The sequence below is a fragment of the Spirosoma sp. SC4-14 genome, from assembly GCF_037201965.1.
Classification (GTDB): Bacteria; Bacteroidota; Bacteroidia; order Cytophagales; family Spirosomataceae; genus Spirosoma.
The window spans coordinates 7,174,285-7,189,451 of the sequence record NZ_CP147518.1; the positions used below are offsets into that span (position 1 = coordinate 7,174,285).

Below are 15,167 nucleotides of genomic sequence, written 5' to 3' on the forward strand. Positions count from 1 at the left end.
TCATTCATGCATCGGATGTCTGACAAAAGTATCAACAACACTCATCAATGCAGGAATAAAAGTGGTTAACGAGCCAACTATTGGGGTAAATGAATGTCGACCATTTTAGAGACTTCGCCAGTGCTTCAATCAACCACTACAAGCTGAATACTAGCGACCTGCTTACCGAACGGGCGGACATTTTATGCGTCCCGGCAATATATATTGTATTGAAAAATTGGTTAATAAGTAACTGTCTTTATGAAGCTCATTACTCCCCCGATCAGTTGTTGTGAACAACGTTGGCTGATCCCGGAAGAGCTGTTGCGCTAGTTCATAGCGACTCATATTTACCCGTGCGGCATCATATTCGAACCGACGGTCGGCCATCAATGCCGATACGCCCTGCAATCCACCCTGTGCATAAGAGCCGCCTACATCGTCGAGATAATTTGTAAATGTATAGCGGAAACCTACTTCAAAATTTATATTGAAGCTATTGTTCAGTTTATACCGCATGCCCAAACCAACGGGAACAGCTACTGTCACCAGCGAATATACTTTTTCGGCTTCGGCCCCTCCCTGCCCTTCTGTATGTAATGGTTGTAGTTTCACCCACTGTCGGGCAGCAAATTCGCCGTTATTTCCGTTGGTGGCGGTTGGAGTTCTGGCTTCTGGATTATGGGCAATAACCGCTAACCCTCCAAACAGATAGGGTGTAAACCTGGCCCGGATTGTTGGTTTATAGCCGTCAGCTATGAAAGTATAAATACCCGTAAACGACACCTCTTTTATATCGTTTCGAAAATGAAGGTTACGGGAATACTCAAAGGCATATGTTGAAGCATCCTTTCGGCTATAGGTATAGTCATCACCTACGATTCGAGCCCACGCAAGCATAGCACGAGCACTAAAATTAGGCGTAAACTGACGCGTATAGCCTAATGAAACATTCCAGCGGGGTAGGGTGGCCAGGTCTTTTATCAGGTGGCTATACGTTGCCAAATCACCAAAATACGTTGACGTTCCCACTCCTAACGATATAGCATCATAGTGTATAAAACGGGTTTTGGCTTGCCATTGCGCTTGCCCTGCGTTTGGTAAACCTAGCAACAAACATACCCCTGCTAACCATTTGTACATAGCCACTCTCATATACGTTTCGAATCAAACCGAATGCCTCCGCATCCGGCCTATTAGGATTTAGTTCTCAGGAAGAATAGATACATACGGGCAATCAGCACAACTCTTATTTTTGCCTGCTCTGGTGTTTTGCCTAAAAAACGAGCTGGCAATCAATTCATTGTAGATTATATATACCTATACCTAAAAATTGCTTATATATAGATTAAGTTCTTTAATTCGCCCAATAAATGCCAGGCCCGAAAAACAGCAACACCTGGCATTTGCGCAGAAGGGCAACTAGAGATAACGCGGAGTCATAATATGAGTTTTAGAACGCCCGATTTCGTAGCGCAGCATAAATTCATGCGAACTAGGGGCAATATCCTTAAAGGCGTTCATAGTCCGGTCGTAGGCATAGCCAAAGCGGATTTGGTCGGTCAGTTGTATTTCCAGCAAGCCCACCAGCGCATCGGTTGTATAGGTAGACCAGGAAGAGAACTGATTTTTACGCAGGGATGCGCCAATAGCGATTTTATCGACAAACCAAAAATTGATATTGGCATCGACGCCCAGATTACTGCCTTCAGCATACCGCAGTAGTGTGGATGGTTTCATTTTTACATCCGGGCTAAGCTCTACCACAAATCCGGCTCCCAGATAAGCCTGTCGAAGCTGAGTTGACCGATACCCACCCGTATTATATTCGTTCAGTTTATTTTTAATGAGCCGGGGTACCGAGATGCTTATGTAGGCCCGATCGCTACTCAAATAAAGACCTGTACCGAAATTAGGCAGCATTTTAGATATGTTATTGGCAAAATTCGGATCGGGTTGTCCCGCATTTCCAGGGTTAACCAAAACATCTACCAGATTTGCCTGATAGCTGGAAGCTCCGGCTTGTAAACCTAAAGCCAGGGTACTGCGGTCACCAACGGGAATGCGAAATGCATAGGAAGCGAATGCTCCAGCTTCCTGAAATACACCTACTTTATCGCTGTATAATTGGAGGCCAACACCTATGCGCTCCCGATTGAGCGGCATATCCATTGTGAACGTTGCGGTTTGCGGTGCTCCCTGAATGCCGGTCCACTGGCTGCGATATAAAGCCGACATGCTCAACACTTCACGGCTACCCGCATAAGCTGGGTTTAAAGCCATCATGTTGAACATATATTGAGAGAACATTTTGTCCTGCTGAGCCCATACAGAACAATCAAGGCTAAAAAGCAGTATGAATAAGGCTGCCCATTTTTTCGCTAAAAACGAGTTCGACATCATTGTTACGGTTAATAATCACAGGTCAAGCACCCACTTATCATTCACTCCTCTCCCGACCAATCATTACTCAATAATTGATTGTCAGCGATCGCTGTAATGTACGCCCATCGCTTAGCCGAATGCTATAGAAATAGGTTCCTGCCGGTACTGTACCGCCACTAGCTTTTCCATCCCAATCGTTCTGATAGTTTTCACTTGTATAGACAACACTACCGCTCATATTATAAACGGTAACACTCGCTTTCAAGGCGCCGAGGTTGTATAACACAAAGCGATCATTTACGCCATCTCCATCGGGAGAGAAGCCTTCCGGAACCATCAATTCACCATTATTAGCGATTCCCTGTCCGCCACAGATGGCCCCAAACGAGTTAATTTCCAGGTTCTGAAATAAGCCCCCCGCTTTGGTAACATAAGCATCCACTGTGCCAGAACCAGCATTAATGACAACTTCACTCAAGCCCGTCACGGGGAATTCGGTATCGGTATGCCAGCGCAGGCCAAAGCAATTGTTGGTAACGAGCGATGTATTGATAATATCGAATTGGAGGCACGAGACGGTAATCCAGTCAGTACCAACGAGTTTAGCACCGGTTCCCGAGCCGCCATAGGTTGTATTGAGCGAAACGGTTCCGATGGTTGGGCCTTCGGTTGTGCCATTGAGGTTTTGTGGATTATAGCGTGTATCGCTGGCGGGCGACACGCTGGCGAAGTTTTCCTGGCTAACGATTTGCGGGTGAGTAATGACCCTGGAATCGTAATCGAACCGATAGTTAGCATCGCCCATCAGGAACGTGCTGTCGGGATGACTGGCCTTAACATCTAAGCGAATTACTACTTTCCCGGTTGAGCAGTCGAGCGATTTCACTGAAAAACGGACAGAGAAACGGCCTTTCTGAGCAAAGGAGCTAGTAACAGCAGTCAAAACCAGAAGAAGTAGGAAGTAAAACCTTTGTTTCATAGTGTAGCCATCATTATGTATACTGAAATGCAACGGTGGTTCATAGTGTATAAAAACGAGCCAGCAGCGCAGCTCTCTGGATCTGGTAATGATTATTGCTTAGACGGAAGGCATGGCACAAAGTCAGGATTATCTTTTTTTCGGTTCCTGACCAGTTCATGTGCCTACCTGTTCGATGTTAACAATTAGCTCCCGGTGAGTTGGCTGCAAACACAGGAATGCCAGCAATCAGACCTTCTCCATTCTGAACAATTAGGTGCAATTCTTCGACCACAGTCGTAGTAGACAGTTTGAAAATGAACGAATTCGATTTTTAGCTTATAGAACTAGCTTCTACAGGACAGGAAATTGAGTTTTCGACCAACTTTTGGGTTGTACGCAGGATAAATATTCAAATAAGTAATCAATTACAGCAATTACTCAACGAACACAAGGAATCAGCCAATGAAATATATAGTTAGCTCAATGTATAGTAAAATACTTCACTAGTGCTCTGCTGCTATTGGTGCGGTTATTGTATCTGCTTTTGAGGCCGGAAACTACAAATCCCTATTTAGTATATTAAATCAGTCAAATAAGCATATTATTAGTTAATTTTACGCCAATTTATAGTTCACCAAATGAGTAGACTATGTTTGAATAGTTTATTTACTGGTACCGAATTCAGGCGCATGCAACCGGGCGATTGGCTGCTATTGCCCCTCGAAACCAACATCTTTACGCCTACTACCCCAATTGAAAAACCCGGTTGTGCTTTGAGCCGTCCCACCCGCAGCCGTTGCAGTTTTTACTTACTCATTCCCTACCGGTGGTAACCTGATTATTGGCCCCAGACCGTGTGCAGGCACAGCGCAGACAAGCAACCGTTTCTGCCGGGCGCGCCCCTGACCGGCTAACTGAATTTATATCGCATCTAACCAGATTATGGGGTGTATGAGAACAGACCGGGAACACGTTGTTAACGAGCGGTCGGCACTGTTGAAGACAACGGCCAGCAATCGGGAAAGTGTAATGAAGCTGTTACCGTACTGGCAGGCATCAGGCGTCTCGTTTCCGGCCCGATTGGCTTAACTAGCTCATCATCAGCAATATGCATTTTGTAACCTTTGACTACTCATAGGTAAATACTAAAGTGGCGTATCTGCCTGCCAGCAAAAAACCCTTCCCTATTCGTTCCAGTTGGCGCAACCAAAAGCCGGTATACAGTTTATCGTTGTTTTCGCTTCCCGAACGGTTGTCTATATACGTTTTTTTACTGAAAACGTATTAGCCGGTAAGTCACAAGTAAGACCCAAAACAGCTACTTTTTTCCGTTATACATTATTGCCAAATAATACAATGCATCAACAGCTATACAGGCAGACGCTTCCAGGAGAAGGTAACCGGCCGCATTTTCGGGCAACTGGCTACGAACCGGTTTATTCCCATTCGCGCAGCAACAGCCTGATCGGTTCGCGTATGGGCAATCCATCGAAAGCCTCAACGGGCAGCGTAAGCCCGGTTTCGGTATGATCCATAAAAACCCGGGCACTGATCAGTTGCCACCCATGGCGTACCAGCAGGCTCAGGATTTCGAAACAGGATTCAATATCCTGATCGATATAGCTTTGATCCCTGCATATACCATTTGGGTTAACGGCGGTAAAATCTACTATGGCCATTATTACTGTTTGATTGAATAGAATTTGATGAGGACGTTAGCTGCCGGTTGCCCGATGTATGGTCAAGTATGAGATCTTGCGGTAGTGGTTGGCTACTGTTACTTTTTGCTGGTAGCCGATCTTTTCTGCGAACACCATAGCTGAATTTTTTCGAGCTCTTTAGGCCACCACGAGTCGGGGTCGTGGACATGCTGCTGTAGCTTTTCATCGGTCAGTCCAGCCACTTTACATATTGCTTTTTTTTCTGGGCCGGGCAACTGTTCAATTAAACTGGCGAGGTTCTGCAACCGGCTGACTCTACCGTCCCATAAGCCCATTCGGAGAGCGAGGTTATGAATTTCGGTGGGTTTCCATAAGCTGCCGTTATTTCTGCGCCGGTATATGGAATTGCTATCCTGGCCAAAAATTGCCTTGTAATCGGCTTTTGAAAACCGGTAGTCTTCCAGCTTACGCAATACGGCGCCCCGGAAGTAGAAGTAGGATTGTATAAGTTGTTTTATTTGCTCCATAGTCGTTAACTGGTAAAAAGTGACGTTGAGCGTTCGATAGAAAACCGTGCTCCTGGTGTTGAACGGGCAATGATCTGCTCGGGCTGGTAATCAGTTGTGATACAGAGAGAAGCGGCATCTGTTGCTAAAAGCTGGCTATTCCTGGCAGGGAACCCATTTACATTGCATCGACTCGATAGCAATCAAACGGGTTCGACCTGCTCAGGAACACCATTTATATATCACGGTGGGTACTCAACTGGTAGGGCACAAATGCGGGCGGCTCCTGGCAACGGTTTTTGTTCTGTGTAAATAGGCAGGAGTACGGATCGCTTGCTGTGCTTTTATACATCCGGGACCAACGCCTTTCTGTGCTGCAGGCAATGGTGGACAGGAGCGATAATTTTTTTGTAGGTAATTCATGAGTAGATGGTCGATCTAAGAGACATTATATATACAAAAAACCCAAAATTCCATACATAATTACTTCGTCGGATGATTTACGTTAAAAAGTTTTCCATAAATCAGATTCTGTAAACTAGCAGGTTTCATTGGTTAGATTAAGAAGCAATTCTTTCACCAATGTCACATTAATTAACCCTTTAAAGAATGAATGTTGTGATTAACTAGCTGAGTGAACGTTTTTACGACAAGAATTTCAAATTAGGCCAAAATCGCCCTCCGATTTCAGGCGCCGTACCGACTCAATGTATCAATAATTAAATACACCTATTCAATGTGAATTTTCAAGTAGTAAATGACTTTTTTCGGCTATAAAATTTGCCAATACTGTCTGCATTCCGTAAACTTGCATAGCGTTAAAAAAAACATCAATTAGCTCAGCGATTACGGATATATATTACATTTAATAGAATAAAGTGTTTACTTTTCTTCATATTTTAATTAATACTCAACTACATTTTAAATAATTTTAAAAATCGTTGTAATTGGCTTTTTACTGTGGTATCGCAATACTGGTTTTTAAATGAGTTAGTGGTAAGCGTGTATCTCTTCATGTTTACAGGCTTAAAATTACTAGAAATAGCCGTACAGGCAAATTGGGTTACAAATAAATACCTGTACACAGTCTGGCTATTATCCGACGGGCTTATCGGTTAATGAGGTGAACCCATTGCTCAATTTGAGTCGTAAACGGCCTTGTTTTGACTACCTGAAAACTAGATTTATCGATGCACATCCGGGCACACTTTCCAGTGTAAAAAGTTCACAGAATCGGCAACCGGCAAATGCCATACGAAGTGCTACCGCAACGGCAAAAAAACATTCGCAACCAAACACAGAGTATTTCCTCGGGCGCAAACTAATTTAACCACCGTATACCATGACTATTCATAATTGTCTCCTCATCGAAGATTCTGAATTCGACAGCAAGTTTTTAAGTCATCAGCTTCAGCAAATTGGTCTTTTTGAAATAGATGTTTGCAAAAATCTTGAAGACGCAACTATCAAAATACGCGAAAAATTGTATGACCTGATTTTTCTGGATATTAATTTATCAGCAGAATCGGGCCTGGCTATTTTTGATATTTTCGACAGACTTCCTCCCGTAATTATTCATTCGTCGTATTCCGAATATGCGGCAGAAACCTACGACATCGATTCAATTGTCGATTTTCTGGTAAAACCTATAGAGCCTAAACGATTAAAGAAAGCCCTTAATCGTGCCCTGGCAAACCGCTTTGCCGAGAACTCTATTATTGAAAAAGATTTTGCGTTTTTTAAAGTAGCCCGCAAAGTAATGCGCTTTGATTATGAGCACATTAGCTATATAACGGCCTACGGTGTATACTCCAAGATTTTTTATAAGAATCAGGTAACACTGGTCAATGAACCGATTTCAGTACTGGAAAAAGTATTGCCCCGAAATCAGTTCAGACGCGTCCATAAATCGTATATAATTAACATCCATAAAGTGACTGGGTTTGACCATAAGTCATTCTATGTTGGAAATGACCAGATTCCGATCGGAATTTCCTATCGGCCCCAGTTGGAGGGTTTATTCAGGCTTTTTGGGTCTACGGACTAAGGGCAATATAGCGCTGGCTCTATTTGCCTTTTGCTACCAGCGTTTTCTTATAAAAATTTACCTACAAAAGGTCGGGGTAAATTTTCATAAGAAAACTCAACCTTTTTCATAAACGAAGCCGGGTAAATGCCTTGCTTAAACGATATAGCAGCAGCAAAATCCCTTTAGCTTATTGAACAAAAAAGGCGCTTTGCAAAGCGCCTTTTTTGTTCAATAAGCCGGAACAATCCGCTTACTACAGGGGTGTCGGAGTGGGCCTAAAACCACAGGGGTGGGCCCCAAATTTTAGCCTAAAAAAAACCAACCTACATAAATCCGATGGTCTGCATGGGCAAAAAATTATTTTCCAGAAGAAATTCCCGCCGGATACTACTATTTAACAGGATTTAGTATGTAAATACCAGCGAAACCAGGCCAATTGAATTTGTATTAATTGGGCCATGGTACGCGCTTATTTTTATCGATACGCTATTTATTTTTTGGACGTAAGGAGTTACCGGTTTCTTTTACCGCAGCGATTTCAGCACTATAATGTAACGCTTGTCGGGCAATTATGCTCAGCTAACGTTGTGCAGCAAGGCCAAAGCCACTACGGCAAAAGAAACACAAACAGGTTCATTATTAAAAAAGTTACGGTGGTAAAACAATCAGCAATCAACCCCAAAACAATTAACAATCATTGTGCTTTTCTTTTCTGTCAGATAAACAGAAGCGTCTGTTTACCATTGCCAGCTATCCCATTCGAATCCGTATTCAGTCGAAATAGTATTGATGCATCATTTTATTTTTACGCCCCAAATAAACACGGTATTGATTCGTAAATGAAAGTCTATTTTTCTCCTTTCAACTTAAGTAAATAATCGAATTTCCCTGTTTATTTTTTTCATTTTAACCAGCCGATAGTCAGCGAATAGCGAATCTGGTATAAGCATTTCCCCAGGCTGAGCTTACGCGTCGTATATAGCTAATCGGCACAAAAACCGGGTTACTGAGCGCCCGGCGATTGCCGAGTTGCTAATCGAACTCTTTATCTTCTAATATACGAATGACTTCTACCAGCGACTCCGCATCCAGATCTTTCCAGATAAACTGATCGATCAGCCTCTCATCGACAATATAAGCCAATCCCTGCCGGGTCAGTGCATTAAACACCTGCCCTTCCCATTCCCATTCTTCGGTTAGCAATACTTCTGCCAACACATTGCCTTTATGATCTTTAACGTTTTCACGATACAGCTTTTCAATTAGGTCAGTTGCTTTAGTACGAAAGTGCTCAAGCTCTTTGAAGAGCACATCTGCCTGGTGTTTCATAGATAAATCGTGTATAAGATTAATAACTGATTGGGCGTCTACACGTAGGTGCTTATTTGTTTTGAGTTTGCTGCTTTTGACGATTGTTTTCATTAGTAGTCTCGTTATATCAATTTTTGCCCTATTAATTTACAAAAGAGTAATCAGGCCATTTTACAACAAGTATATTAAGTTGTCAACATAAGTCAAGACTCTGAAAATCAACCGCATATAAATAATACATTTATTATCGCTAAAAAATGAACGGCAGCAACGGGATCAAACACGCGGAAATGCATTTATTAAACGGTTATTTTTCTTTTCATAACTACACAACCCCTATTTAACTGTATACAAAATTTATAGAAAATAGATGATAAATCTCCCGACAGGCACAAAAAAACGCCAGCTATGCATCTGGCGTTTTAGATGGAACAAGCGGATATGTTATTCCGAGACTGTTCGTTATTTCAGCAGGTTCAATAAATACTGGCCATACCCACTTTTCACGAGCGGTCTGGCAATTTCAGCAAGTTGCGAAGCGTCAATAAATTTCATGCGATAGGCAATTTCTTCGATACAGCCGATTTTAAGGCCCTGACGTTCTTCAATAACCTGCACGAACTGACCAGCCTGCATCAGCGACGCAAACGTACCCGTATCGAGCCAGGCGGTTCCACGGTCCAGAACGCCTACTTTCAGTTTACCCTGCTTCAAATACTCGCGGTTGATGTCTGTTATTTCCAGTTCTCCTCTGGGCGATGGTTTAATATTTTTGGCAATCTCAACTACGTCGTTATCGTAGAAATATAAACCGGGTACAGCATAATTCGACTTGGGTGCTGAGGGTTTCTCTTCTATAGACAACACGTTGAAATCATCGTCAAATTCAACAACGCCATAGCGTTCGGGGTCCTGCACCTGATAGGCATACACAACGCCCCCGTCGGGATTGTTGTTGGCCTGCAACAGTTTGGATAAACCCGAACCATAAAAAATATTATCGCCCAGAACGAGCGCCACTTTATCGTCGCCAATAAATTCTTCGCCAATGATAAACGCCTGAGCCAGCCCATCGGGACTTGGCTGCACGGCATAACTGAACTGGCAACCGATTCGGGTTCCATCGCCCAGCAGTTTTTCGAAATGGGGCAAATCGTGGGGTGTAGAAATAATCAGAATATCGCGTATGCCCGCCAGCATCAGAATCGAAAGCGGGTAATAAATCATTGGCTTGTCGTAAATAGGCATAAGCTGCTTACTGACGGCCAGTGTAAGCGGGTGAAGACGAGTGCCGGAGCCTCCGGCCAGTATGATTCCTTTCATAGTATGAAATGAGTGAATGAGCAATTTATCGGTTTGCGTACATTCCCTGGTAGTAAGACTGATAAGCGCCCGACGTAACGTTGTCGAGCCATTCCTGATTAGCCAGGAACCAATCGACGGTTTTTTCGAGCCCTTCTTCGAACTGAAGCGACGGTTGCCAGCCCAGTTCATTCATGATCTTGTGGGCGTCGATGGCATAGCGCAGGTCGTGTCCGGCCCGGTCGGTTACGTAGGTGATCAGTTGAGCCGATGTGCCTTCGGGGCGGCCTAGTTTACGGTCCATTATGGCGCAAAGCAGATTGACCAGATCAATATTTTTCCATTCGTTGAACCCACCGATATTATAGGTTTCGCCCAGTTGTCCTTTGTGGAAAACGGCATCGATAGCGCGGGCATGATCGACAACAAAGAGCCAGTCCCGAACGTTTTCGCCTTTACCATATACGGGCAGCGGCTTGTTGGTCTGGATATTATGAATCATGAGCGGAATCAGTTTTTCCGGAAAATGATTGGGGCCGTAGTTGTTTGAGCAGTTCGACAGCACCACGGGCATTTTGTAGGTATTGCCGTAGGCCCGAACAAAATGATCCGAAGCCGCTTTCGAAGCAGAGTAGGGCGACTGCGGGTCATAGGCAGTTTCTTCCGTAAAGAAGTCTTCCGGATTATGCAGCGAGCCATATACCTCATCGGTCGAAACATGGTAGAACCGTTTTCCTTCGAAACCCGATTCTCCCCCGCTGGCTTTCCAGCTATTTTTGGCCGCATTGAGCAAATTGACGGTTCCCACAACGTTGGTCATCACAAAAGCCATGGGGTCGGTAATGGAGCGGTCGACGTGCGACTCGGCGGCCAGGTGAATAACGCCATCGAACGGAATTTCGGCGAACATATCGTCCAGAAATTTCGCGTCTGTGATGTCTCCTTTTATGAAGGTGTAGTTGGGAGCATTTTCGATATCGGACAAATTGGCCAGATTGCCCGCATATGTCAGTTTATCGAGGTTATAAATTTGATACTCCGGATATTTTGTAACGAACAACCGGACAACATGCGATCCGATGAACCCGGCTCCGCCCGTAATAAGAAGTTTCATTTTTTATAGAGTTTTCAGTTTTCAGTTTTCAGTTTACGGTTGCTTCGCCTACCTACATCCTTCTCATGCAGAGCAACCGTAAACGATAAACCTCAACCCGGTTTAACTGATTTTCTGTTGCCACCGCCAGGCGTCGCGCAAGGATTCGCCAAGCGAACGGCGGGCCGTCCAGCCTAACACTTCATTGGCTTTGCTGACATCGGCATATACCTGTTCCACATCGCCTGGTCGGCGGGGCCCAATCGTATAGTTTAAGTTGACCCCCGTTTCGGCTTCAAAGGTATTGATAATGTTCAGAACGGTTTCGCCACGTCCTGTACCAATGTTAATCACATCGTAGCTGGATACGGCTTCTGATTCACTGAGTTTCCGCAATGCCTGAACGTGTGCTTCGGCCAGATCGACAACATGAATATAGTCGCGAATACAGGTTCCATCGGGGGTGTTGTAGTCATTTCCGTAAACGGTCAGGCTCTGACGAATACCGGCGGCCGTTTGCGTAATGAATGGAACCAGATTGGCCGGAACGCCCAGGGGCAGTTCACCAATCTCAGCCGACGGGTGCGCCCCGATTGGGTTAAAATAGCGGAGCGCCAGGGCCTTAATGGGCACGTTTGCCTGTATGGTATCCCGAATAATATCTTCGCTGATGGCTTTGGTATTGCCGTAGGGCGACTGCGCGGGCAACCTTGGCGTATTTTCGGTGACGGGTAGCTGCTCGGGCTGGCCATATACGGTGCAGGACGACGAAAAAACCAGATTGCTAACGCCATATTTCGGCATCAGTTCCAGCAACAGCATCAGCGAATCGAGGTTGTTGCGATAGTATTTCAGCGGTTTCGCCACCGACTCGCCAACGGCTTTGTAAGCGGCAAAATGAATGACGCCCGAAACCGACTCGTTCTGGAAAATTTCTTCCAGAACAGCCGCATCATTACAGTTGGCCGTATAACATCTTACGTCGTGGCCCAAAATAGTCCGAAGGCCATCGAGAACCGACTGTTGCGAGTTCGAAAAATCGTCGACGATCACCGGTTCGAAACCAGCTTCAACCAGGGAAACAACCGTATGAGAGCCAATGAACCCTGCTCCACCAGTTACCAGAATCTTTGGGGAATTGCGTGTAGGAGTCAAACCGTTTTTTATAAAATTTTTGTTGTTATTTTGGGATAATGGCTCGTAAAACCTGACAAAAGTAGTATATTCAGGAGGTTTCCGAAAGCAGTATTTATTCTAGGGACGAACTAAAACTCGACAAAAAAGCATGAGCGACAATGAATTAAAAGCGCTGATCTCGTTGCTGGACGATGAGGACATGGAAGTGGTTGAGCATGTCGAACAGCAGATCCGGCGAATAGGCGGCCAAATGATTCCGCTTTTGGAGACGGAATGGGAAGGTAGCTTTAATCCCGCTCTACAGAAACGAATTGAAGAAATCATTCATGATTTACAGTACGAATCGGTGCTGGAACGCATGCGTGACTGGAAAAACGGGGGTGCCATGAATTTGCTCGAAGGGCTCTGGATTGTGGCCACCTACCAATATCCAGACCTCTCGCTCGACAAACTCAAACAGGATATTGAACAGCTCTATTACGACGTCTGGATCGACATTAAGCCTGATATGCACCCCGATGAGCAGATTAGAGCGATGAATAATGCGTTTTTTACCAAACTAAAATTCGCTCCCAACACCAAGCATTTTCATTCGCCTTCCAACTCGATGATCAATCAGGTGCTGGAAACACGCCGGGGTAACCCCATTACGTTGTGTGTGTTGTATATGCTGATTGCGCAGCGATTAAACCTGCCCGTTTATGGCGTTAATCTGCCCAATTTGTTTGTACTGACCTATAAAAATGATAGTGGTGTTCAGTTCTACATCAATGTGTTTAACCGGGGGCTGGTGTTCACTAAAAAAGACATCGATCAATACATCGACCAGTTAAATCTGAAACGGCTCGATACATTCTATCAACCCTGTACCAATGTCGATATCGTTCGTCGGGTGCTTCGCAATCTGACGCTGGCTTTCGAAAAAAACGGCGATAGCGACCGGGTTCGGGAAGTTGAACGAATTCTGGATATGGTAAAAGACGATGGCGACGGCTTGCCGCTCTCAGACTATACACAACGGTAGCTGGATGGTGGATGGCAGACATTGGACGCTACCCGGATTTAGTGGCTAATGGCTAGCTAATAGGCAGCTAATAGGCTACTGCCAGCAAACCGGGGCCCGCCTGAAAGCAACAGATGGTCAGCTCGGCTTCATGATCGGGTAAACGAACATACCCGATCAGTTTTTCGGCTCCATCGGCAAACGGCTCCACATGCAAATGATCCCGAAAACTAAGCTGGCGTTTTCCGTATAATTTATACAAAGCCTCTTTGGCGCACCAGTAAACGGCTAAACGGCTGGGCTCGCCCGCAGCATGGGCAATTTCGGCTTCCGACAATACACGCGGAACAACGCGCCGAAACTGGTCGCGAATGGGCTCAATGTCGATACCAACGGGGCGCGTACGGTGCAAAACGGCTGCCGCCCATCCGCTCGTATGCGATAACGAAATGTGCCAGGGCGCACCAATAAGATGTGGTTTGCCAAACTCATCTTTATAAAGCCCCCTATATACCAGCCCCTGTTCTTCAACTAATTGCCGAATAGCCCCCCGGCAGGCAAGCCATTCGACCCGCTGCATAGGATGGCTAATACCGGCCAGATCTTCCTGCTCGGGAACTGTTAGCATAAGGCTGGCCCTGAGTGTTGCCTCATCGTTGGCAATGGGCCAGAGCACTGCTACGCACTCTGTGGATATGGTAATGGGTACTGTCACGAATCAAAAGTCGGAAGTCGTTCGAGAAAAAGAAAGGATTAGCGACCTTTGGTGACCTACTTTTTGTTTACTACCCGTGAATATTGAAAAATTAGATACGTTTGGAGGTCACCGCGACTGCGTGTATACACTGGAGCGGGGGCCCGGGTCGGGCCAGTTCTTTTCGGCTGGTGCCGATGGGTTAATTGTTCGCTGGCATCTCGACCGACCAGATCTTGGCGAACTGGTAGCCCACATTCCGTCGTCGGTCTATGCAATGGCACTGCACCCAACAACGGGGCTTTTATGGGTTGGTCAGAACTATGAAGGCTTACACCTCATCGATCCGGCGGAAAAGCGCGAGATAAAGTCCCTGAAACTAACCTCGGCAGCCATTTTCGATATTAAATTTCACATCAATGACGCTCTTGTAGCACTTTCCGACGGTGTTGTGGTGATAGTAGATACAGAACAACTGGCCATAAAAAAACACCTGAAAGCCTCCGACCAGTCGGCTCGGTGTATAGCCATAAATCCGGTAGAGCGGGAGTTTGCTGTTGGCTATAGTGATACTAGCATTCGTATTTTCGACCTTATGAGCTACGAACTTAAAAGGATGATTCCGGCCCATCAGAATTCAGTATTTACGGCCGTTTATTCGCCTGATTTTCGAATGCTGCTGACGGCCGGGCGCGATGCTCACCTAAAAATATGGGATGTGGAGCAGGGTTATAAGCCCGTTCAGGATATTGTTGCGCATCTGTTTGCCATTAATCATGTTGTTTACAATCCGGCTGGTACGTTGTTTGCTACAGCTAGTATGGACAAATCCATTAAACTTTGGGATGCCGAAACGTTTCGGTTACTGAAAGTGGTAGATCGGGCCCGTCATGCTGGTCATGGCACCTCGGTTAATAAATTACTGTGGACTGCTTATCAGAACCGGCTTCTTTCGGCCAGCGACGACCGCACAATTTCGGTCTGGAAAGTAGCCTAATACGCAGTTTTTTGACCAAAAAAGCGGATTTCTCTTGCTATTTATTGTTAAATACGTATAATGGACGTTACTTCACCTTTAGTAGGTATGTACAAAATTACCTTAACCC

Annotated in this window: 14 protein-coding genes; 4 read left to right on the plus strand and 10 right to left on the minus strand. The window is 45.2% G+C overall.

The genetic code is table 11. From position 1 onward, the window contains the following. Positions 1–162: 162 nt before the first annotated feature. From WBJ53_RS29600 to WBJ53_RS29610, 3 genes are all read right to left on the minus strand, one after another. Positions 163–984: a hypothetical protein gene (locus tag WBJ53_RS29600; protein ID WP_338873076.1), complete on the minus strand. Its 822-nt coding sequence runs from the start codon at positions 982–984 to the stop codon at positions 163–165. 417 nt (positions 985–1,401) lie between these two features. Beyond that, entirely contained in the window at positions 1,402–2,379 is a 978-nt protein-coding gene (locus WBJ53_RS29605) for a type IX secretion system membrane protein PorP/SprF (protein WP_338877251.1), read from the minus strand. Positions 2,380–2,449: 70 nt separating this feature from the next. Beyond that, on the minus strand, positions 2,450–3,307 hold the full coding sequence (locus WBJ53_RS29610; RefSeq protein ID WP_338873078.1) for a gliding motility-associated C-terminal domain-containing protein: 858 nt from the start codon (positions 3,305–3,307) through the stop codon (positions 2,450–2,452). A 969-nt stretch (positions 3,308–4,276) separates the two neighbouring features. On the opposite strand from WBJ53_RS29610, the gene WBJ53_RS29615 reads away from it, so the two are divergent. After that, positions 4,277–4,414: a hypothetical protein gene (locus WBJ53_RS29615; RefSeq protein ID WP_338873080.1), complete on the plus strand. Its 138-nt coding sequence runs from the start codon at positions 4,277–4,279 to the stop codon at positions 4,412–4,414. A gap of 347 nt (positions 4,415–4,761) precedes the next feature. On the opposite strand, the gene WBJ53_RS29620 is transcribed toward WBJ53_RS29615, so the two are convergent. After that, complete coding sequence (locus WBJ53_RS29620; protein WP_338873082.1) at positions 4,762–5,004, minus strand: hypothetical protein; 243 nt, start codon at positions 5,002–5,004, stop codon at positions 4,762–4,764. A gap of 98 nt (positions 5,005–5,102) precedes the next feature. Next, positions 5,103–5,513, minus strand: a complete 411-nt coding sequence (locus WBJ53_RS29625; RefSeq protein WP_338873084.1) for a hypothetical protein — start codon at positions 5,511–5,513, stop codon at positions 5,103–5,105. A gap of 1,321 nt (positions 5,514–6,834) precedes the next feature. Between WBJ53_RS29625 and WBJ53_RS29630 the strand changes: the two genes are divergently transcribed. Continuing rightward, the gene (locus WBJ53_RS29630) at positions 6,835–7,539 is read left to right on the plus strand and encodes a LytTR family DNA-binding domain-containing protein (protein ID WP_338873086.1); all 705 of its coding nucleotides are present in this window, start codon (positions 6,835–6,837) and stop codon (positions 7,537–7,539) included. Positions 7,540–8,553: 1,014 nt separating this feature from the next. Here WBJ53_RS29630 and WBJ53_RS29635 read toward each other — a convergent pair. From WBJ53_RS29635 to galE, 4 genes are all read right to left on the minus strand, one after another. Next, positions 8,554–8,850, minus strand: coding sequence for a hypothetical protein (locus WBJ53_RS29635; RefSeq protein WP_338873088.1), 297 nt, complete (start codon positions 8,848–8,850; stop codon positions 8,554–8,556). Between the two features lie 444 nt (positions 8,851–9,294). Beyond that, positions 9,295–10,155, minus strand: a complete 861-nt coding sequence (rfbA, locus tag WBJ53_RS29640) for a glucose-1-phosphate thymidylyltransferase RfbA (protein WP_338873090.1) — start codon at positions 10,153–10,155, stop codon at positions 9,295–9,297. 25 nt (positions 10,156–10,180) lie between these two features. Next, positions 10,181–11,248: a dTDP-glucose 4,6-dehydratase gene (gene rfbB / locus WBJ53_RS29645; protein ID WP_338873092.1), complete on the minus strand. Its 1,068-nt coding sequence runs from the start codon at positions 11,246–11,248 to the stop codon at positions 10,181–10,183. A 102-nt stretch (positions 11,249–11,350) separates the two neighbouring features. Next, positions 11,351–12,382 carry a UDP-glucose 4-epimerase GalE gene (gene galE, locus WBJ53_RS29650; protein WP_338873094.1) on the minus strand — a complete coding sequence of 344 codons (1,032 nt, stop codon included), beginning with the start codon at positions 12,380–12,382 and terminating at the stop codon, positions 11,351–11,353. Positions 12,383–12,512: 130 nt separating this feature from the next. On the opposite strand from galE, the gene WBJ53_RS29655 reads away from it, so the two are divergent. Further along, positions 12,513–13,388 (plus strand): transglutaminase-like domain-containing protein, encoded by an 876-nt coding sequence (locus WBJ53_RS29655; RefSeq protein WP_338873096.1) that lies wholly within the window; start codon positions 12,513–12,515, stop codon positions 13,386–13,388. Between the two features lie 67 nt (positions 13,389–13,455). Here the strand turns inward: WBJ53_RS29655 and WBJ53_RS29660 are convergent, their stop codons facing one another. Then, complete coding sequence (locus WBJ53_RS29660) at positions 13,456–14,082, minus strand: 4'-phosphopantetheinyl transferase superfamily protein (protein WP_338873098.1); 627 nt, start codon at positions 14,080–14,082, stop codon at positions 13,456–13,458. A gap of 76 nt (positions 14,083–14,158) precedes the next feature. Here WBJ53_RS29660 and WBJ53_RS29665 point away from each other — a divergent pair, with 76 nt between their 5' ends. Beyond that, complete coding sequence (locus WBJ53_RS29665) at positions 14,159–15,058, plus strand: WD40 repeat domain-containing protein (RefSeq protein ID WP_338873100.1); 900 nt, start codon at positions 14,159–14,161, stop codon at positions 15,056–15,058. Positions 15,059–15,167 lie beyond the last annotated feature (109 nt).

What these genes read in the sequence shown, in the direction of transcription:
- WBJ53_RS29605 (WP_338877251.1), bottom strand. Translation starts at nt 2,379, where the DNA reads ATGTCGAACTCGTTTTTAGCGAAAAAATGGGCAGCCTTATTCATACTG.
- WBJ53_RS29615 (WP_338873080.1), top strand. Translation starts at nt 4,277, where the DNA reads ATGAGAACAGACCGGGAACACGTTGTTAACGAGCGGTCGGCACTGTTG.
- WBJ53_RS29620 (WP_338873082.1), bottom strand. Translation starts at nt 5,004, where the DNA reads ATGGCCATAGTAGATTTTACCGCCGTTAACCCAAATGGTATATGCAGG.
- WBJ53_RS29625 (WP_338873084.1), bottom strand. Translation starts at nt 5,513, where the DNA reads ATGGAGCAAATAAAACAACTTATACAATCCTACTTCTACTTCCGGGGC.
- WBJ53_RS29630 (WP_338873086.1), top strand. Translation starts at nt 6,835, where the DNA reads ATGACTATTCATAATTGTCTCCTCATCGAAGATTCTGAATTCGACAGC.
- WBJ53_RS29635 (WP_338873088.1), bottom strand. Translation starts at nt 8,850, where the DNA reads ATGAAACACCAGGCAGATGTGCTCTTCAAAGAGCTTGAGCACTTTCGT.
- rfbA (WP_338873090.1), bottom strand. Translation starts at nt 10,155, where the DNA reads ATGAAAGGAATCATACTGGCCGGAGGCTCCGGCACTCGTCTTCACCCG.
- rfbB (WP_338873092.1), bottom strand. Translation starts at nt 11,248, where the DNA reads ATGAAACTTCTTATTACGGGCGGAGCCGGGTTCATCGGATCGCATGTT.
- WBJ53_RS29655 (WP_338873096.1), top strand. Translation starts at nt 12,513, where the DNA reads ATGAGCGACAATGAATTAAAAGCGCTGATCTCGTTGCTGGACGATGAG.